Annotated in this window: 15 protein-coding genes and 1 pseudogene; 2 read left to right on the top strand and 14 right to left on the bottom strand. The window is 61.8% G+C overall.

Annotation, left to right across the window (positions count from 1 at the left end):
- Window positions 1-276 precede the first annotated feature (276 nt).
- On the top strand, window positions 277-1,242 hold the full coding sequence (locus tag BMZ46_RS18795; protein ID WP_074690519.1) for a LysR family transcriptional regulator: 966 nt from the start codon (window positions 277-279) through the stop codon (window positions 1,240-1,242).
- On the opposite strand, the gene BMZ46_RS18790 is transcribed toward BMZ46_RS18795, so the two are convergent.
- From BMZ46_RS18790 to arnB, 10 genes and pseudogenes are all read right to left on the bottom strand, one after another.
- On the bottom strand, window positions 1,226-1,753 hold the full coding sequence (locus tag BMZ46_RS18790) for a GNAT family N-acetyltransferase (protein ID WP_074690520.1): 528 nt from the start codon (window positions 1,751-1,753) through the stop codon (window positions 1,226-1,228). The two genes, BMZ46_RS18795 and BMZ46_RS18790, sit on opposite strands and share 17 nt — an antisense overlap.
- 36 nt (window positions 1,754-1,789) lie before the next feature.
- On the bottom strand, window positions 1,790-3,409 hold the full coding sequence (locus BMZ46_RS18785) for an ArnT family glycosyltransferase (RefSeq protein WP_170844924.1): 1,620 nt from the start codon (window positions 3,407-3,409) through the stop codon (window positions 1,790-1,792).
- Window positions 3,382-4,762: pseudogene (locus BMZ46_RS18780) on the bottom strand (UDP-glucose/GDP-mannose dehydrogenase family protein). The gene BMZ46_RS18785 and the pseudogene BMZ46_RS18780 overlap by 28 nt, the downstream one beginning before the upstream one ends.
- The gene (arnF, locus tag BMZ46_RS18775; protein WP_074690521.1) at window positions 4,759-5,163 is read right to left on the bottom strand and encodes a 4-amino-4-deoxy-L-arabinose-phosphoundecaprenol flippase subunit ArnF; all 405 of its coding nucleotides are present in this window, start codon (window positions 5,161-5,163) and stop codon (window positions 4,759-4,761) included. The pseudogene BMZ46_RS18780 and the gene arnF overlap by 4 nt, the downstream one beginning before the upstream one ends.
- Complete coding sequence (gene arnE, locus BMZ46_RS18770) at window positions 5,160-5,504, bottom strand: 4-amino-4-deoxy-L-arabinose-phosphoundecaprenol flippase subunit ArnE (RefSeq protein WP_039768616.1); 345 nt, start codon at window positions 5,502-5,504, stop codon at window positions 5,160-5,162. Before arnE ends, arnF begins: the two co-directional genes overlap by 4 nt.
- Window positions 5,501-7,150 carry a lipid IV(A) 4-amino-4-deoxy-L-arabinosyltransferase gene (arnT, locus tag BMZ46_RS18765; RefSeq protein WP_074690522.1) on the bottom strand — a complete coding sequence of 550 codons (1,650 nt, stop codon included), beginning with the start codon at window positions 7,148-7,150 and terminating at the stop codon, window positions 5,501-5,503. The genes arnE and arnT overlap by 4 nt, the downstream gene beginning before the upstream one ends.
- Window positions 7,147-8,031, bottom strand: coding sequence for a 4-deoxy-4-formamido-L-arabinose-phosphoundecaprenol deformylase (gene arnD / locus BMZ46_RS18760; RefSeq protein ID WP_074690523.1), 885 nt, complete (start codon window positions 8,029-8,031; stop codon window positions 7,147-7,149). Before arnD ends, arnT begins: the two co-directional genes overlap by 4 nt.
- The gene (arnA, locus tag BMZ46_RS18755; protein ID WP_039768610.1) at window positions 8,031-10,022 is read right to left on the bottom strand and encodes a bifunctional UDP-4-amino-4-deoxy-L-arabinose formyltransferase/UDP-glucuronic acid oxidase ArnA; all 1,992 of its coding nucleotides are present in this window, start codon (window positions 10,020-10,022) and stop codon (window positions 8,031-8,033) included. The genes arnD and arnA overlap by 1 nt, the downstream gene beginning before the upstream one ends.
- On the bottom strand, window positions 10,019-11,041 hold the full coding sequence (gene arnC, locus BMZ46_RS18750) for an undecaprenyl-phosphate 4-deoxy-4-formamido-L-arabinose transferase (RefSeq protein WP_074690524.1): 1,023 nt from the start codon (window positions 11,039-11,041) through the stop codon (window positions 10,019-10,021). The genes arnA and arnC overlap by 4 nt, the downstream gene beginning before the upstream one ends.
- Window positions 11,038-12,186, bottom strand: a complete 1,149-nt coding sequence (gene arnB, locus BMZ46_RS18745) for a UDP-4-amino-4-deoxy-L-arabinose aminotransferase (RefSeq protein WP_074690525.1) — start codon at window positions 12,184-12,186, stop codon at window positions 11,038-11,040. The genes arnC and arnB overlap by 4 nt, the downstream gene beginning before the upstream one ends.
- Window positions 12,187-12,633: 447 nt before the next feature.
- Here arnB and xerC point away from each other — a divergent pair, with 447 nt between their 5' ends.
- Window positions 12,634-13,479 carry a site-specific integrase gene (gene xerC, locus BMZ46_RS18740; RefSeq protein ID WP_254778437.1) on the top strand — a complete coding sequence of 282 codons (846 nt, stop codon included), beginning with the start codon at window positions 12,634-12,636 and terminating at the stop codon, window positions 13,477-13,479.
- 14 nt (window positions 13,480-13,493) lie between these two features.
- Here xerC and BMZ46_RS18735 read toward each other — a convergent pair whose 3' ends face one another.
- The 4 genes from BMZ46_RS18735 to BMZ46_RS18720 form a co-directional block, all read right to left on the bottom strand.
- A complete protein-coding gene (locus BMZ46_RS18735) occupies window positions 13,494-14,045 on the bottom strand; it encodes a PqiC family protein (RefSeq protein ID WP_039768602.1) in 552 nt (183 codons plus the stop codon).
- A gap of 16 nt (window positions 14,046-14,061) precedes the next feature.
- Window positions 14,062-15,717 (bottom strand): PqiB family protein, encoded by a 1,656-nt coding sequence (locus BMZ46_RS18730; protein WP_074690527.1) that lies wholly within the window; start codon window positions 15,715-15,717, stop codon window positions 14,062-14,064.
- Window positions 15,718-15,830: 113 nt separating this feature from the next.
- Window positions 15,831-17,132 carry an NAD(P)/FAD-dependent oxidoreductase gene (locus BMZ46_RS18725; protein WP_074690528.1) on the bottom strand — a complete coding sequence of 434 codons (1,302 nt, stop codon included), beginning with the start codon at window positions 17,130-17,132 and terminating at the stop codon, window positions 15,831-15,833.
- A complete protein-coding gene (locus BMZ46_RS18720) occupies window positions 17,129-18,217 on the bottom strand; it encodes a polyamine ABC transporter substrate-binding protein (RefSeq protein ID WP_074690529.1) in 1,089 nt (362 codons plus the stop codon). The genes BMZ46_RS18725 and BMZ46_RS18720 overlap by 4 nt, the downstream gene beginning before the upstream one ends.

Here is an 18,217-nt window from a genome sequence, read left to right as displayed (position 1 = left end):
TCGGTGTGCCGGGCCCTGAAATCGCGCTGGCTATTCAGCGAACAGCAGCAGCGGACAGAATCAGGCCAAAGCAGTTTTCAAGAGGGCAGTTGCAAAGAGACAAGAGCTGATCGAAGTGTCAGCTTTTAATGTTTGGCGATCAGTGAGTTGGCACTGATGTTCGGGATTTTCTGGCGGTTGCCAAGGCTGGTTTTCTGTGATCATTATTATTAGCCGGCGATGTTTTTGTTGTTGGACACAGATTGTTGAACATTGCGCCAGAGGTAAATCAGCATTATGGAAACCCCACTTTCCAATTCCGGAAACCCACCGGTCAAAACCGCTCACCGGGCACCTTTGGCCCTCAGCGGACTGGATTTCAAACTGCTCAAGGTGTTCAAGGCGGTGGTCGAGGCCGGCGGCTTCAGCGCGGCGCAAAACGAGCTGAACGTGGGCCTGGCCGCGATCAGCAAACAGATCTCCGACCTGGAAATCCGCATCGGCATGCGCCTTTGTACCCGGGGGCGCGAAGGGTTTCACCTGACCGAAGAAGGGCGTCTGGTGTATCAGGCGTCGATTGATCTGTTTGCTTCGGTCGACAACTTTCGTGATCGGCTTAGTTCGGCACAGAACGAACTTATCGGCGATCTAGGAGTGGGGGTGATCGATAATACGATCAGCGACAATAATTCGCCGTTAGTTGCCGCGCTTAAAAAGATAAATGAACATTCACCGAAAGTAAGGTTTCAACTTCAGGCGACTCAGTTGGATGAAGTAGAAAGAGGCGTGGTCGAGGGTCGCTTAGTTGCCGGAATAGTCCCGGTTTATCAAAAGCGTGAAGAGTTCGATTATTACCCGCTCTATGAAGAACGCTCGCAGGCTTACTGCGCTGTCGGCCACCCGTTGTTCGAGATGCCGGCGGAGCAGATGGGCGGCAACGTGCTGCAGGATTACGAGTGCATCAACCACCGCTACGCGATCCATCGCGACAAGCTCAACTTCGCCCGCTACGACAGTTTTTCCGCCTCGGCGACCCAGGTCGAAGCGGTGGCATTGTTGATCAAGACCGGGCGTTTCGTGGGCTTTCTGCCGCAGCATTACGCTGCCACGCTGGTGGCCGCCGGGCAGTTTCGTGCGGTGTGCCCGGAGCTGATCCACTTCGACACGCCGTTCAATCTGATCCTGCGGCACAACACCGTGCGCAGTCCGTTGGTCAAGGCGTTCGCCCAGGCGCTGGGGGTCGATCTCAAGGCGACGGCGTAAGGATCAGACGCATGGCGCAACGTCGCTCGCCGGGCAATCCGTGAGCGATTTCATCGCGCAATACATGGTTCAGACGTGCGTCGCTGTCGTCGGCGTTCAATAGCGCAAAACCCATGCGTTGATAGAACGGCGCATTCCACGGCAGATCGCGAAACGTCGTCAGCGTCACCGCCCGAAGTTGCCACAGACGCGCCTGTTCAATCGCCGCCAACAGCAACTTGCGACCGACGCCCCGGCCCTGAAAGTGTTGGCTGACGGACAGTTCCTCAATGTGCAACTGTTGGTCGACAGTCACTGCCCTTAAAAAACCTGCAAGTTGCCCGTCGTTGTTTTCCGTGACCCACACTTCACCCCGTTCAATGGCCGGTAAATGCGCCGAGGCCTGGGGCACGGCGGCATCTGCCAGCCAGGCCAGTGATGGGTCGAGGCCAAACAGCGCGGCGGCCGAACGCTCGATGGCGGGGAGGGCGATGGCATCGGCTGCAAGGGCCTGTCGCACGGTAAAGGTCATCAGTCAGCGGTCCCTGTCGAAATCACGTCGCGCAGGTTAAGGCGTCAGCCACAGCAACACATAATCGTTTTTGTCGAAACGGCCGCTCAATATCGGCTGCAACGCCCCGAGCGACGTGCCTTGCAGGGCTTGATAGTCGCTGCGATCCATCATCAGCCACGCCGGCCCCTTGAGTGCTTCGAGCGCTTGCGTGGTTTCGCTGAACTGCGGTTGCAGATCCTGCTCGACGTTGACCATGAACTTGATCGCCTTGGCGTCCTTGCCCATGCCGTGCAGCACCAGCGGCGCGGGTTGCTCGTGGATCCGCACCATTACCGCCTGGCTGAAGGTTCGCGTGTCATACAGCTGTCGCTCCACCGGCTCGAACACCAGCGCGTAGGCCGACCAGACCGCCAGCACAGCGCTGAACGCGAGGACTTCGGTTCGCCAGCGCGGTAGCCACAACCGTGACAAAGCGGCCAGTTGCAGCAATCCGAGCACGATCATTACCGGCGTCAGGTCGGTCAACGACTCGGGAAACCGTCGCTTCGCCAGCCACAACAAAGCGATCAACAACGCGGGAATCAACAACCACAGCCCCTGCATGCCGACGCGCAGCCAGGCAAACACCCGACCATGCAACACCTGAAACGGATACGCCGCAATAATCGCCGCCATGGGCAGCATCGGCAGCAGATAGCGGGCCTTTTTCGCCTGGGGAATCGACAGCCCGACCATCACGATCAATCCCGCCGCGGCGCAATACTGCACCAGGCGCAAGGCCGGGCCGCGTTGCCGGGGCTTGCTCAGCCACACCGCCGCCAGCGCGAGCAAGGCCAGCGGATACGCCAGCGCATAGTTGCCCAGAGAACTGGTGAAGTAATACAGCGAACCGCTGACGCCTTCGCTGCCGTCCATGCGCCCCATGAACTGCATGCGGATCACGTCCTGACGAAACGCCGGCCCGCCGCTGACCTCCGCCAGCCACAACAGCAGCCCCACGCAGGCCGCCAGCAGCAGCGAAGCCAGCACGCCGAAGGTCAACAGACGCGACCACTGGCGATCCAGCAGGTAGTAACTGCAGAGCATGCCGCTCGGCACCACCAGCCCGATCGGCCCCCGAATGCCGAACCCCAGCAGCAACAGAAGGAACACCAGCGGCCAGCGCCGACCGGCAGCGAAATGGTCGTGGGCATAGCCGAGGTAGAACACCGAAAACGCCACGGCGGCGAGCATCAGGTCCTGCGACACCGCCCGAGTCTCGGTGATGAAGGTGCTGGTGAGCATCAGCAATGCGATGCTCACCACTGCCCAACGCACGGATGAGGGCGCGAGCAAGCGATACATCAACGTCACGATCACCGCGCCGGCGAAAGCGCTCGGCAGCCACGCCGTCAGGCTGTTGACCGTGCCGAACGGCAACGACAACAGCCAGATGAACAAGGTCGAGAGCGCCGAATAATCGGCGTACGGCTCACCGTAAGTGGTGGGAAATACACTGGGCCCGTGGCGCAGCATTTCCTGGGCGAACAACACGAAGCGCGAGTCGAAACCGATGGGTGCCTGCCCGTACACGCCGGCGATGAACAGCAGAAACGCCAGCAGCCCTGCGATCAGGGACTGCCGGCGCCGGGCAGGGGTTAAACCGATCAAGCCACGTCCGAGGCGTGCGGCCATTGCTGCAACGGAATCGGCAAGGTACGCGATTCGCCACGGCCCATCGGGAAGTAATGGAAGCCGTTGCGGGCCAGGCGTTCGGCGTCGTACAGGTTGCGACCATCGAAGATCACCGGGGCCTTGAGGCGTTGTTGGATCAGGTCGAAATCCGGCGCCTTGAACTGCTGCCATTCGGTGCAGATGATCAGCGCGTCGGAACCGGCAAGTACCGATTCCGGGGTGCCCATCAGCATCAGTTTCGATTCGTCCGGGTACAGATGCTGGGTTTCCTGCATCGCTTCCGGATCGAACGCGCGCACATTGGCGCCGGCGGCCCACAGCGATTCGAGCAGGACCCGGCTCGGCGCATCACGCATGTCGTCGGTGTTCGGCTTGAACGCCAGGCCCCACAGGGCGAAGGTTTTGCCGCGCAGTTCGCCCTTGTAGAACGCGTTGATGCGCTCGAACAATTTGTGTTTTTGCCGCTGGTTGATCGCTTCCACCGCTTGCAGCAAGTCGCTGGAGCAGTGCGCTTCTTCGGCGCTGTGGATCAGCGCGCGCATGTCTTTTGGGGAAGCACGAGCCGCCGTAACCGCAACCGGGGTAGATGAAGTGATAGCCGATACGGCTGTCGGCGCCGATGCCCTGGCGCACCGACTCGATGTCCGCGCCAAGGTGTTCGGCCAGTTCGGCGATCTGGTTGATGAAGCTGATCTTGGTCGCCAGCATGCAGTTGGCGGCGTACTTGGTCAGCTCGGCGCTGCGCAGGTCCATGAACATGATGCGGTCGTGGTTGCGGTTGAACGGCGAGTACAGGTCGCGCATTACGTCGCGTACTTCTTCGCGTTCGCAGCCGATGACGATCCGGTCCGGCCGGCGGCAATCGGCGACCGCCGAGCCTTCCTTGAGAAATTCCGGGTTGGAGACGATATCGAACTGCAACAGACGTCCGGCCTTGACCAAGGCTTTGTCCAGGTGCGTGCGCAAGGTGTCGCCGGTGCCGACGGGTACGGTGGATTTTTCCACCAGAATCAGTGGCTGTTCACGGTGCCGGGCCACCGCGTCGCCCACCGACAGCACGTAACGCAGATCGGCCGAGCCGTCTTCTTTGGACGGGGTGCCGACGGCAATGAACGCGACCTTGCCGTGCTGCACCGCGAGTTTTTCATCGCAGGTGAATTGCAGCCGCCCGGCGTCCAGGCCCTCGCGGACCAGACTGGCCAGCCCCGGCTCGAAGATGCTGACGTGACCCTGGCGCAGCAGTTCGACTTTCTTCTCGTCGATGTCCATGCACACCACGTCATGGCCGACTTCGGCCAGCACGGCGGCCTGCACCAGGCCGACATAACCGCTACCAAACACTGTGATTTTCATGGCGAACTCCTCAATTCGGGCGCACGGGCCGGACGAGTGTTGATGGTGATGACCCCGAGCATGACCAGCGCCACGCCCAGTGATTTGGAGAAACTGAAGGATTCGTTGAACAGCGGCAGACTGGCCGCCAGCAGGTACACCAGCGCGTAGCTGATACTCAGCAGCGAATAGGCCCGGCTCAGCGGCAGATCGCGCAGGGCGGCGAGCCAGCAGAGCATCGACAGCGCATAGGCGAAGATCGCCGCCAGCACCACGACCAGCGCGACTGAGTCGACACTGGGCAGGGCCAGCCACTGATCCGGCCGGGGCAGGCGCGTCATGCTCCAGCGCATGCTCAGTTGCGCCACGCTGACCAGCAGCACGCTGGCCAGGGCGAAGAAGATTCCACGGCACCGGTTCATGACTGTTGCCCCAGCAGCGCCACGCCACCAATCACCAGCACCACACCGAACCAGTGCTGAGCGTCGACGGGCTCCCTGAATACGAAGCGAGCGATCAGGGTGATGATCACGAAATTGAGGCTGAGCATCGGATAGGCGATGCTGACCGGCAGGCGCTGCAACACCAGCAGCCACACCAGCAGGCCCGCGCCGAGGGCGAGCAGGGCCAGCCATAGCCACGGCGAGCGCAATTTGCTCGACCACGACAGGCTCGCGCCGCGCCAGCTCTCGACGGCAAATTTCTGCGCGACCTGGCCCAGGCAGGTCAGCAGGCAGGCGGCCAACAGCAGCAACAGGCTCATGACGCCTCCTGCGGCAGGATCATGATCACCAGGTTGCCCTGCTCATAACGAACGCCGTCCTTGGGCAGTCTGTCGAGTTCGTCCAGTTCGTCTTGCCCCTTGACCCGCATCACCACGCCGACCGAACCGGTCTTGCGGGCTTGGCGCATCCACTGCTGCACCTGATCGGGATCGACCCGTTGTTGGATGCCGTCAGGATAGGCAAGGCCATATTTCAATTCGCCTATCGTGTTGTACAGCGCCACCTGCGGGCGTTTGAGGCGCCAGGACAGGGCCGACGCGGCGCCCAGGTCGTTGCTCAACAGGTGAGCGGCGCTCGCCAGTTCCGCTTGGTGGGCGAGGACGAACTGGTCCGGCATCTTGTTCGCCACCACCGATTTGGGCAGTGCCGCCGGCAGCAATGCGATCAGCAGCAGACTGCCCACCGCCGGCGCCGCCCAGCATTGCAATGGACGGAAGGCTTGCAGCAGGTTGCTGATGATCCAGCCGGTCAGGGCGATAAACACCAACACCAGACTGTGCAATTCGTGGTCGTACAGCGGACGTTTGAGCTGCACGTAAACCAGCCCGATCAGCGTGACGATGCCCAGCAACAGGTTCAGCAGACCATTGAGGCCCAGCGCCCGGCCTTGCTCCAGACGCAAGCGATCGGCCAGCGCATGGCCCAGCAGCAACGCCAGCGGCAGCAGGCACGGCAGGATGTAAGTCGGCAGCTTGCCGTTGCTCAGGCTGAAGAACAGCAGCGGCATCAGCAGCCACAGGCCAAGAAACGCGATGCCGGTTTCGCGGCGGGTTTGCCACGCCTGCTTCAGCGCCACCGGCAACATCCCGACCCACGGCAGACTGAACGCCACCAGCAGCGGCAGGTAGAACCACCACGGCGCGTCATGTTGGGCATCGTCCCCGGCAAAGCGGCGGATGTGTTCATGCCAGAAGAAGAACCGCCAGTAATCCGGTTCCTGACCGTGCACTGCCAACACCCACGGCAGGCTGACGATCATCGCCACCGCGATGGCCAGCGGGCCGTACAGCAGCAATTCCTTCCAGCGCTTCTGCCAGAGCATCCACGGCAACGCGACCAGCACCGGCAGCAGCCAGGCGAGAAAACCCTTGGTCATGAATCCCATGCCGCAGGCCAGGCCCAGCACCGACCAACCGGCCAGGCGCTGACCGTTGGAACGGCTGTCGAGGGCGAACCACAGCGCCACCAGACTCAGGTTGACCCAGAAGGTGAATTGCGGATCGAGGTTGGCGTAACCGGCCTGGCCGACGACGATGACGAAGCTCATGTAGAGCAGGGCGCAGACGAAACTTTTGCGCGGGTCATTCCACAAACGGCGGGCAATGAGGAAGCACAGCAGCACGCTCAGCCCGGTGCTCAGGGCCGAGGCAAACCGCACACCGAACAGGTTCTGCCCGAACACGGCCTGCCCGAGGGCGATCATCCAGTAACCGGCCGCCGGTTTTTCGAAGTAACGCAGGTTCATGAAATGCGGCGACACCCAGTTGCCGCTCAGCAGCATCTCCTGGCTGATCTGCGCATAACGGGTTTCATCGGGAATCCACAAACCATGGCTGCCCAGCGGCAGCAGATAAGCCAGCAGAAAAATCCCCAGCAACAGCGGCAATGCCCAGCGTTTGCTCATGCGCCTTGCACTCCCAGCCAGCCTTCGCGGCCTTCGAGGGCACCGCGTTGCACACGGCCGACGGGCAGGGTGTTGAGAAACTCGGGCAGCAAGTCGCCCAGCGGTTGAAAGTTGATGTTTCGCTGGCGTGCGTCGGCCAGCAGTCGACGAAAGTCTTCGGCCATCAGAATCCCTTCTACTTCGGCGTGAATGGTGTAGACGTTGAGGTTGTCCGGGCGGAACCGGTCGAGGATGAAGGCGTTGAAATCCTTCGCTGCCACACTCGGCCCGACCACCTCATCGAAGGTCGGCAGGTCCACCGGAATCTGCGGCGCACCGACCGAGCCGTCAGACAGCAATGGGCGAAACAGCCGCTGCCCACGGCAATCGCTGTTGTAGCGAAAGCCGAAGGCCTGTTTGGCTTCGATCACACGCTCGTCCGCGCGCCAACCGGCGGCGGCCGAACATGTGACTTTTTCGCCAAGGATGTCGCTCAAGGTGTCGACGCCCTGACGGATCTGCTTGACCAGTTGCGCATCGCTCCAGCGCCCGGCATTGGCCTGCCAGCCGTGGTGATCCCAGGCGTGCAGGCCGACTTCGTGGCCGGCGGCCCGGGCCTGACGCATCAGGTGCCCGAGGTCGCGGCCGATCGGTTTGCCCGGCCACGCCGTGCCGGCCAGCAGGATGTCCCAGCCGTACAGGCCGGCGGCGTTGGAGCGCAGCATCTTCCACAGGAACTGCGGACGGATCAGGCGCCACAGATGCCGGCCCATGTTGTCCGGGCCGACACTGAAGAAAAACGTCGCCTTGATCTGGGCTTCATCGAGAATTTCCAGCAAGCGCGGCACGCCTTCGCGGGTGCCGCGAAAGGTGTCGACGTCGATGCGCAAACCGGCCTGCATCAGCGCTTGCTCTCGATTTCGGCCATGGCCTCACGCAAGAAGAAATCCAGCGTGTTGCCGATGGTCTCGCGCATTTCCACGGTCGGCGTCCAGTCCAGCAGGCGCTTGGCGTTGGCGATGCTCGGTTTGCGGTGCTCGACGTCCTGGTAACCGGCGCCGTAGAACGCCTTGCTTTCCACGTCGCGGAAACCGGCGAACGGCGGGAAGTTGCTGCGCAACGGGTGAGCCTCGAACTGGCGCAGCAGTTCTTCGCCCAACTGGCGAATGCTCGCTTCGTTGTCCGGGTTGCCGATGTTGATGATCTGGCCGTTGCAGACGTCGTTGTCGTTATCGATGATCCGCGCCAGCGCCTCGACGCCGTCGGCGATGTCGGTGAAGCAGCGTTTCTGCTCGCCGCCGTCGAACAGGCGGATCGGCGTGCCTTCCACCAGATTGAGGATCAACTGGGTGATGGCGCGGGAACTGCCGATGCGCGCCGAATCGAGGCGATCCAGCCGTGGGCCCATCCAGTTGAAGGGGCGGAACAGGGTGAAGTTCAGGCCTTTGGCGCCGTAGGCCCAGATCACCCGGTCCAGCAGTTGCTTGGACACCGAGTAGATCCAACGCTGCTTGTTGATCGGGCCGACGATCAGGTTCGAGCGGTCCTCGTCAAAGTGCTTGTCCTGGCACATGCCATAGACTTCCGAGGTCGACGGGAAGATCACGCGCTTGTTGTATTTGACGCAGTAGCGCACCAGTTTCAGGTTTTCTTCGAAGTCGAGTTCGAACACCCGCAGCGGGTTGCGCGTGTATTCGATCGGCGTGGCGATGGCCACCAGCGGCAGGACCACGTCGCATTTCTTGATGTGGTACTCGATCCACTCCGAGTGAATGCTGATGTCACCTTCGACGAAGTGAAAACGCGGATGGCTGCGCAGACGGTCGATGGCGTCGGAGCCGATGTCCAGGCCATAGACTTCGTAGCGCTCGTCACGCAGCAGGCGCTCGGACAAATGGTTGCCGATGAAGCCGTTGACGCCAAGGATTAGCACCCGCGTGCGACGCGGGCCACGACCGGACTCGGCACCGCGCAGCAACGAGCCGTCCACCAGACCCAGTTCATTGGCCAGTTGCGGGCCGCTCAGGTACAGGCCGTTGTCGTTGCGCTGGCCGGCGTTGATCACCAGCGAGTCTTCACCGCAGGCGATGCGCAGCGGATCGACACTGATGACCCGGCCCGGCGCCTGGCCTTCGTTGCCCTTGACCACGTCGGCGCTCCACACGATCAGCTTGTGCTCGCCCACGGCGCAGAAGGCGCCGGGGTAGGGCTGAGTCACGGCCCGCACCAGGTTGAACAGTTGCTCGGCCGGTTGCGCCCAGACCAGTTTGCCGTCCGCCGGGGTGCGACGGCCGAATACCGTGGCCTGGGATTCGTCCTGCGGGGTTTCCCGCAGTTTGCCGTGCAACATCGCGGGCAGTGCATCGCGCAGCAGGTCGCTGGCGGTGATCCGCAGTTTGCCGTGCAGGCTCAGCGCTGTGTCGCTGCGTTCGATGGCCACGCGTTGCTGGGCCAGAATGGCGCCGGCGTCGGCGCGCTTGACCATGCGGTGCAGGGTGACGCCGGTTTCGGTTTCGCCGTTGACCAGCACCCAGTTGGCCGGCGCGCGGCCACGGTAGCGCGGCAACAAGGAGCCGTGCAGGTTGAACGCGCCTTTTTTGGCCAGCGCCAGCAGCGGCTCGCTCAGCAGGTTGCGGTAGTAGAACGAGAAGATGTAATCCGGGTCGAGCTTGGCGATCCGCTCGATCCACAGCGGATGGTTGGCGTCTTCCGGTGCGTGAACCGCGATGCCTTTGTTGGCGCACAGTTGTGCAACCGAGGCGTAGAAGGTGTTCTCCTTCGGGTCATCGGCATGGGTAAATACCGCCGCAATGTCATAGCCACTGTCGAGCAGGGCTTGAATGCCGGCGCAGCCAATATCGTGGTAAGCGAAGACAACGGTTTTTGCGCTCATGAGAGAACCTGATCGGACGTGGAGTTGGAAGTGAGGCCGTCAACGGTGATGGCGGGGGCCGGCGAGGCGGGATGGCCGCGCAGGACTTTTTCAATGAAGAAACGTGGACGAGCGCGCACGTCGCTGTACATGCGGCCCAGGTATTCGCCCAGCAGGCCCATGCCGATGAACTGGCCGCCAGTGAACACGAACAGCACGGCGAACAGTACGAACAGGCCATCGCCGGCCCATCCGGCGCCAAACGCCAGGCGCATGAAGATCAGCGCCGCCGCGAACAGCACGCCGAGCCCGGCCATGGCGAAACCGACGATGCTCAGCAGGCGCAGGGGCGTGGTGGTCATGCAAGTGATCAGGTCGAACATCAGGTTGATCAAACGCATCGGGCTGTACTTCGAATCACCGTGTTCGCGCTCGGCGTGGGCCACGACGATTTCGGTGGTGTGGCGGGCGAAGCTGTTGGCGAGGATCGGAATGAACGTGCTGCGTTCGCGGCAGGCGAGCATCGCGTCGATGATCGTGCGGCGGTAGGCGCGCAGCATGCAGCCGTAGTCGCTCATGGCAACGCCGGTGGAGCGCTGCACCGCGAGGTTGATCAGTTTCGACGGATAACGGCGCAGGGCCGAATCCTGGCGATTGCCGCGAACGGTGCCGACCACGTCAAAGCCTTTTTCAGCCTCGGCCACCAGGCGCGGGATTTCTTCCGGCGGGTTCTGCAGGTCGGCGTCGAGAGTGATCACCACGTCGCCCTTGCACTGCTCGAAACCGGCCATGATCGCCGCGTGCTGGCCGTAGTTGCGGTTGAGGATGACGGCCACAAACGGGCTGTCATCGACCGAGGCAGCGTCCTCGAGCAGTTGCGCGGAGGCGTCGCGGCTGCCGTCGTCGACCAGCACGATTTCGTAATCATGATGCAGTTGCTGGCAGGCGGCCTGGGTGCGGCGCAGCAGTTCCGGCAGGCTGTCTTCTTCGTTGTAGACCGGGATGACGATCGACACACAATGAATCGGATAAGGTCTCACGGGCGTTTCCCCATCAGGTGTTCAATGGCTCCGACGACCCGGTCCAGATCCTGGTCGGTCATGTCGGGAAACAAGGGAATCGAGCACAGCCGCGCCGAGTTCCACTCGGTGTCGGGCAGGGACAGGTGCGGATCACGCTGGCGATACCAGGTGTGCAGGTGGGTGGCGATGAAGTGGATGCCGGTGCCGATGCCTTGCGCCTGCAAACCCTTCATGAAGGCTTCGCGGTCGATGCCGCAGCGTTCGCTGTCGATGCGCAGGATGAACAGGTGCCAGGCGTGCTGCTGGGCGTATGGCGGCACGGCCAGCGGTTGCACCGGCAGGCCTTCAAGTTTTTGCAGGTATTGCGTGGCCAGCTCGGTGCGGCGGGCGTTGATTGCGTCCAGACGCTCCAGCTGCACCAGCGCAATCGCGGCGTTGATGTCGGCCAGGTTGTATTTGAAACCGGGCTCGATCACCTGGGCCTGGGGTTTGCGGCCGTGGGTCAGGCGGTCGTAGGCATCGACACCGAGGCCATGGAACTTGAGCATGCGCACGCGGTTGGCCAAGGCTTCATCATCGGTGACGAACATCGCGCCTTCGGCGCAGGTCATGTTCTTGATCGCGTGGAACGAGAAGATCGCGGTGCCTTGCGAGCCGACGTGACGACCCTTGTAGCGGGTGCCAGCGGCGTGGGCGGCGTCTTCGATCACGGCGATGCCATGCTTGTCGGCCAGCGCGTAGAGCGGGTCGAGATCGAACGCAGCGCCGGCGTAATGCACGGGAATGATCGCTTTGGTGCGCGGGGTGATGGCGGCTTCGATGCGCGCGGCGTCGGTCATCAGGGTGTCGCGGTCGACATCGACGAACACCGGCGTGGCACCGAGCAGGGAAATCATGTTGGCGGTGGACACCCAGGTCTGCGACGGGGTGATGACTTCATCGCCGGGGCCGATTCCCAGCGCCAGTAAAGTTACATGCATGGCACCGGTGGCGGAGGAAAGTGCCACGGCATGCCGACTACCGACATAGTTGCCGAAGTGTTCTTCCAATGCCTGATTCTTCGGCCCGGTGGTGATCCAGCCCGAACGCAATACTTGTTCGACGGCGGCAATTTCTTCTTCACCGATACTGGGCCGGGAAAACGGGAGAAACGCTTGACTCATAAGAACCTCGGGGCGACAGCCATCCTTCAGCCAATTGTCTGAAAAACACGTGTTTTCAAGGGTTTGAAGTACCGCCCGGGGAATGCCCGATTGACTTTTGCGTCCCCGGACGGCACGTTGTGAGCCATTCGGGGCCCACTGGATGCAAGTAAGGTTATGCGCGTTTTTGTGAAAGGAACATGAAAAAGCGGTTGGCGAATCGTCTATCTGAAACTTATACAGCCACCGTTCAGACTTCTTCCGTTCATCGGCGTTTTTAGTAGAAAAGTCCTACAGAAGTGCCCCGTCTTATTTAAGTTTTGTTGCCGTTTTTAGTTGTTTTGTTGAACTGTTTCTTATTCAAGGCCGTTTCGTTTGATTGACTTGTCGAGTACTGAATCCTCACCCTCCAACAGCAATCCGCTGACTGTTTATCTGGCGCGCCTGGCGCCCTCCAGCCAACTGACCATGCGTTACGTGTTGCAGGACGCTGCCGACCGCCTCGGTTTCGAAGACGTGAATCTCGAGGACATTCCCTGGCACGGGCTGCAACCGGAAGATGTCGTTGCGTTAGTCGCCGCATTGCGCGCCGACAATTACGCGCCAAATACGTCTTCGCTTTATGTAAACGCAATTCGCGGTGTGATGAATGAAGCCTGGCGCATGAGCCTGATCAGCCAGGACCATCTATTGAAGATGCGCTCGGTCAAAGGCATTGCCGGCACGCGACTGTCCCAGGGGCGCAATCTGAAGCGCACGCTGATTCATGAATTGATGGAAGTCTGCGCCGCTGATCCACGGCCACAAGGTTTGCGCGATGCGGCGGTGATTGCGTTGTTGTACGGCACCGGCATGCGCAAGTCGGAGTCGGTGGATCTGGACCTGAATCAGGTGGACTTCACCGAGCGCAGCTTGTGTGTCACCGCTAAGGGCAATAAGCAACTGATCAAGTACGCGCCAGCCTGGGCGTTCGCCAAACTGAATGCCTGGCTGGAGTTTCGTCGTTCGGAACTCAAGGAAGGCGAGAGCGACGACGCGTTTCTGTTCAACCGTATTCGCCGTGGCAGCCACATCACCCGCGAGCGCATCACCAAGCACGCGATCTATTACATCGCCCGCCAGCGCGGCACTCAGGTCGGGGTGAAGATCATGCCCCATGATTTCCGGCGTTCGTTCATCACCCGGGTGATCGAGGAGCATGACCTGTCGATTGCCCAGAAGCTCGCCCACCACAGCAATATCCAGACAACCGCCAACTACGACGTGCGCGACGACAACGAAAGGCGCCGCGCGGTGGATCGTTTCGACTTGTAGGCAGTGCGTTTCGATCAGGAGGCGGGCGGGCAGCCGCGTGAGCCGGCGGACGCCTGGCTGATCAACGCGGCCAGACGTTTGACGTTGTTCTGCTGGGCGATCACCAGATCGTCGATGGTCGGCCCGGACGGGGTTTGCAGCAGCGAGCGGCAGGCGAGCAGGGCGTCGTCACCGGTGTTGGCCTGGCGCAGGCGCCATTTGACGTCGATCAGCCCGTATTGCCCGGGAATCGAATCGAAGCGTTGCACATCGATGCGCACCGAGGTTTTGCGTGGGCCGCCGGCATTACTGAGCTGATCCACCAGTGCGCTGCGCAATTCATCGCTGAGGCTGGCGCCCCACCATTCGGTCTCGAGAATCGCCAGGCCGCTGTTGCCTTGGCGGATCACGATTTGTGGCCGGTCGACCTGCGGCGGCACGCTGATGCCTTCGATGGTGATTTCCGAGCCGGCGCGGCCGGTCATCGGTTGCGTCGGTGTCAGGGTGTGAAAGCTGATCGGGGCGCTTTTACAGGCGCCCAGCAGCAGACCGATCGCTAGCACGGTGAACTTCAGCTTTAAAGCCATGGGACAGCTCCTGTGCTCAATTGCGCGGCGGCCCTTTGAGGTCCAGCGGCGGGGCGTTGTCGGGACGGCCGCGAATCAACGATTCCGGATGACGGCCCAGATAATCGGACAGCTCACGCAGCGAACGGGACATGCGCCCGAGCTCGTCGAGGGTCTCGGTCAGTTGTTCGCGTTGCGGCGAGTCTTCGGCCAGGGTCGAGCTGGCCGACTGCAGGGTCTTGCTCAGGTCGGCGAGGGTGTTCTGCACGCCGGGCAGGGTCCTGGCATTGAACTGGGTCAGGCCTTTGCGCAATTCCACGAGGTTGCTGTCGAGGTTGCCGGCAATCCGTTCCACCGGCAGCTTGTTGAGCTTGTCGATCATCGCTTCGAGTTTTTCCTGCAACTGTTCGAGGCTGCCGGGGACGGTCGGAACGCTGATCGGGCGGGCGGTCGGGTCAAACGCGACTTTTTCGGCCTTGGGGAAGAAGTCCAGAGCAATGTACAACTGGCCGGTCAGCAGATTGCCGCTGCGGGCCTGGGCGCGCAGACCGTTGTCGATAAAGGTGCCGATCAGGCGCACGGCGGCGGCTTCGTCGTCTGGATTGTGCTCGAGTACCTTGAGCATCTTGACGTGAGCCTGGCCGAGGCGTTGCGGGTAGATCACGATGCCGACGTTGAGCGGGAAGCTGCGTTTTTTCGCATCGAAGTCCAGATTGACGCTCACCACCCGGCCGATTTCGATGCCGAGAAACTCCACCGGCGCGCCGACTTTCAACCCGCGCAGGGCCTGATCGAAACGCAGGGTCAGGTATTGCGCCTTGCCGTTGGGCGGGGCGAGGGCGGTTTGCTGGTCGTCGAACAGGTCGTAGGTTCTTTCTTCGGCGGCGGCGACATCGTTGGGGCTGTACTCCGGCGCGCGGAAGGCGATGCCGCCCACCAGCAAGGTCGACAGCGATTCGGTTTTCACCGCAAAACCGTTGGCGCCGACGTTGACGTCAATGCCGCTGGCGTTCCAGAACCGGGTGTTTTCGGTGACGTAGGCGTCGTTCGGCGCGTGGATGAACACCTCGATGTTCACGCCTTTGCCATCGGCGTCCAGCGCATAGGCCACCACTTGGCCGACCGGGATCTTGCGGTAATAGACCGGCGAGCCGATGTCCAGCGAACCGAGGTCCGAGGCGTGCAGATTGAAGCGTTTGCCCGGCTCGCCGTAGGTGATCGGCGGTGGATTTTCCAGGCCTTTGAAGTTTTTCGAGCGCGAGTTGGACTGACCGATGTCGGCACCGATGTAGTCACCGGACAGCAACGTGTCGATGCCCGAGACGCCACCCGCACCGATGCGCGGCCGGACGACCCAGAACTGCGAGTCTTCGCGGGTAAAGGTTTCGGCCTGCTTGGCCAGTTTGATCGTGGCGTTGACGCTTTTCTGGTCGTCGCTCAACTCGACGTCCGTGACCTGGCCGATCACCACGTTGCGGTATTTGACTTCGGTCTTGTTCGCGGTCAGGCCGCTGCCGGTCTTGAAGGTGACGGTGATGGTGGGGCCTTCCTGCATCAGGTTGTGCACCACCAGCGACAGGCCCACCAGCACCGCGACGATCGGCACGATCCACACCAGCGAAATGCTGAAACGCCGGGTCTTGACCGGCGCCTGGCCGGGCGCTCGCGGTTGATCGGCGGCTGACGACTCCATCCATGACCTCCAGGGTGTGTTGGGCACTGAGCGTCAGGAACGCAAAAGCACTTCATCAATATAGAAGTGCTTCGCGATAGAGCAAATGTGCAGGGCGCTTTAACCGGCAGGCCTCATCCCAGCAGTTCCCGCAGGCGATACCAGAACATGCCCAGTGCCAGCAGCGGCGAGCGCAGCGCCGGGCCGCCGGGGAAGGTCATGTGCGGCACGCCGCTGAACACATCCATGCCCTGACTGTGGCCGGCATGAATCGCCTCGCCCAGCAGCTTGGCGCACCAGTGGGTGACGTTCAGGCCATGGCCGGAATAGCCCTGGGCGTAGAACACATTCGGGTGCTGTTTCAATCGACCGACCTGCGGGAAGCGGTTGGCGGTGATGCCGATCTTGCCGCCCCACTGATAGTCGATGCGCACATCCGCCAGTTGCGGGAACACCTTGAGCATCTTCGGTCGCATGTAGGCAGCGATGTCTGCCGGATCCCGTCCCGAATAATGGCAGGCGCCACCGAACAGCAAGCGTCGGTCCGCCGAGAGCCGGTAGTAATCGAGGCCGACTTTCTGGTCGCACAGCGCCAGGTTTTGCGGAATCAGCTCGGCGGCGCGTTCCGCCGGCAGCGGTTCAGTGGCGATGATGTAGCTGCCGGCGGGCAGGACCTTGCCGCTGAGTTGCTGTTCGAGTTCGTCCAGATGCGCGTTGCAGCCGAGCACGAGACTGCCGGCGCGCACGCTGCCGCTCCGGGTGCGGACTTGAACGGTCGAACCGTGGAGGATTTCCAGCACCGGGCTCTGCTCGAAAATCCGCACCCCGAGGGACGCTGCCAGCCGCGCTTCACCCTGCACCAGATCCAGCGGATGCAAGTGCCCTGAACCCATGTCGATCAGGCCGCCCTTGTAGACCCCCGCGTTCACCACTTGCTGACGAATCAGCTCAGGGGCAACCAGCCGCGTTTCATGGCGGTAGCCCAACTGCGCCAGGCTGTCCTGCTCGGCTTTGAAGGCTTCGAACTGCGCCGGGGTGTTGGCCAGCTCGCAGAAGCCCCAGCGCAGGTCGCACTCGATGGCGTTGTCGGTGATGCGCTGGCGCACCAGTTCCACCGAGTCGATCCCGGCTCGGTGCAGGTAGCGCACACCTTCGCTGCCGACATGCCGGGCGAAGCCTTCTACGTCATGACCGATCCCGCGAATCAACTGCCCGCCATTGCGCCCGCTGGCGCCCCAGCCGATGCGCCGGGCTTCGAGCAGAATCACCGAAAGCCCGCGCTGCGCCAGTTCAATCGCCGTATTGACGCCGGTGAAACCGCCACCGATCACGCAGACATCGGCAATCAAGTCACCCTCCAGTTGCGGATAAGGTGTGCTGGCCCGGGCCGACGCGGCGTAATAGGAGCGGGCGTGTTCCTGGGTGTACTGATTCATTTGTTCGACTTCACTTTGCTCCAGGACCGGGTCATCAGACGCATGATCGACTGGGGCGGGGTAGAGGAGATGTAGAGCTTGTCGAGGACTTCCTGGGACGGATAGACCTCGGGATTGTTGACCAGCTCTGGATCCATGTATTGCTTGGCCGCCGGGTTCGGGTTGGCGTAGCCCACCGAGGCGCTGACCTTGGCGATCACTTGCGGATCGAGCAGATAATTGATGAAAGCGTGGGCTTCCTTGGTGTTGCCGGCATCGGCAGGAATCGCCAGCAGGTCGAACCACAGGTTCGCGCCTTCCTTGGGAATCGAGTAGGCGATGTTCACGCCGTTTTTGGCTTCCTTGGCGCGGTTGGCGGCCTGGAACACGTCGCCGGAATAACCGAAGGCCACGCAGATGTCGCCGTTGGCCAGGTCGGACACGTATTTCGAGGAATGGAAATAGGTGATGTACGGCCGGATGCTCAGCAGTTTTTCTTCGGCCTTCTTGTAGTCCTCGGCTTTTTCGCTGCGCGGGTCCATGCCCATATAGTTGAGGATCGCCGGGAACACTTCATCGGCCGAGTCCATCATCGACACACCGCACTGGGTGAGTTTCTTCAGGTTTTCCGGTTCGAACAGCACGGCCCAGGAATCGATGTGATCGATGCCCAGCACTTGCTTGACCTTGTCGACGTTGTAGCCGATGCCGTTGGTGCCCCACAGGTACGGCACCGAGTGCTCGTTGCCCGGGTCGTTTTTCTCAAGCAGGGCCAGCAGTTTCGGGTCGAGGTTTTTCCAGTTCGGCAGTTGCGCGCGGTCCAGTTTGAGGAAGGCGCCGGCCTTTACCTGACGGGCGAGGAAGTGGTTGGACGGCACCACCACGTCATACCCGGTACGCCCGGCGAGCAGTTTGCCTTCGAGGGTTTCGTTGGAGTCGAAGACGTCATAGATCACCTTGATCCCGCTGGAGGACTGGAAGTCGGCGAGGGTGGTTTCGCCAATGTAATCGGTCCAGTTGTAGACGCTGACCTGGGGTTGGGCGAAGGCACCGGCACTGCATGCCAATGCCAGGGTGGCGGGAATCAGGGATTTCAACAGACGCAT

This window comes from Pseudomonas sp. NFIX49, assembly GCF_900115915.1.
Lineage (GTDB): Bacteria > Pseudomonadota > Gammaproteobacteria > Pseudomonadales > Pseudomonadaceae > Aquipseudomonas > Aquipseudomonas pharyngis.
Note: the sequence above shows the minus strand (reverse complement) of the source record. Positions and strands in the feature narration are given on the sequence as shown.

Excerpts from the sequence above, each read along its gene's own strand:
- BMZ46_RS18735 (WP_039768602.1), bottom strand. The coding sequence starts at position 14,045 with ATGGCTTTAAAGCTGAAGTTCACCGTGCTAGCGATCGGTCTGCTGCTG.
- arnA (WP_039768610.1), bottom strand. The coding sequence starts at position 10,022 with ATGAGCGCAAAAACCGTTGTCTTCGCTTACCACGATATTGGCTGCGCC.
- BMZ46_RS18730 (WP_074690527.1), bottom strand. The coding sequence starts at position 15,717 with ATGGAGTCGTCAGCCGCCGATCAACCGCGAGCGCCCGGCCAGGCGCCG.
- BMZ46_RS18725 (WP_074690528.1), bottom strand. The coding sequence starts at position 17,132 with ATGAATCAGTACACCCAGGAACACGCCCGCTCCTATTACGCCGCGTCG.
- BMZ46_RS18795 (WP_074690519.1), top strand. The coding sequence starts at position 277 with ATGGAAACCCCACTTTCCAATTCCGGAAACCCACCGGTCAAAACCGCT.
- arnD (WP_074690523.1), bottom strand. The coding sequence starts at position 8,031 with ATGCAGGCCGGTTTGCGCATCGACGTCGACACCTTTCGCGGCACCCGC.
- arnE (WP_039768616.1), bottom strand. The coding sequence starts at position 5,504 with ATGAGCCTGTTGCTGCTGTTGGCCGCCTGCCTGCTGACCTGCCTGGGC.
- xerC (WP_254778437.1), top strand. The coding sequence starts at position 12,634 with ATGCGTTACGTGTTGCAGGACGCTGCCGACCGCCTCGGTTTCGAAGAC.
- BMZ46_RS18790 (WP_074690520.1), bottom strand. The coding sequence starts at position 1,753 with ATGACCTTTACCGTGCGACAGGCCCTTGCAGCCGATGCCATCGCCCTC.
- arnF (WP_074690521.1), bottom strand. The coding sequence starts at position 5,163 with ATGAACCGGTGCCGTGGAATCTTCTTCGCCCTGGCCAGCGTGCTGCTG.
- arnB (WP_074690525.1), bottom strand. The coding sequence starts at position 12,186 with ATGAGTCAAGCGTTTCTCCCGTTTTCCCGGCCCAGTATCGGTGAAGAA.
- BMZ46_RS18720 (WP_074690529.1), bottom strand. The coding sequence starts at position 18,217 with ATGCGTCTGTTGAAATCCCTGATTCCCGCCACCCTGGCATTGGCATGC.
- BMZ46_RS18785 (WP_170844924.1), bottom strand. The coding sequence starts at position 3,409 with ATGGCCGCACGCCTCGGACGTGGCTTGATCGGTTTAACCCCTGCCCGG.
- arnT (WP_074690522.1), bottom strand. The coding sequence starts at position 7,150 with ATGAGCAAACGCTGGGCATTGCCGCTGTTGCTGGGGATTTTTCTGCTG.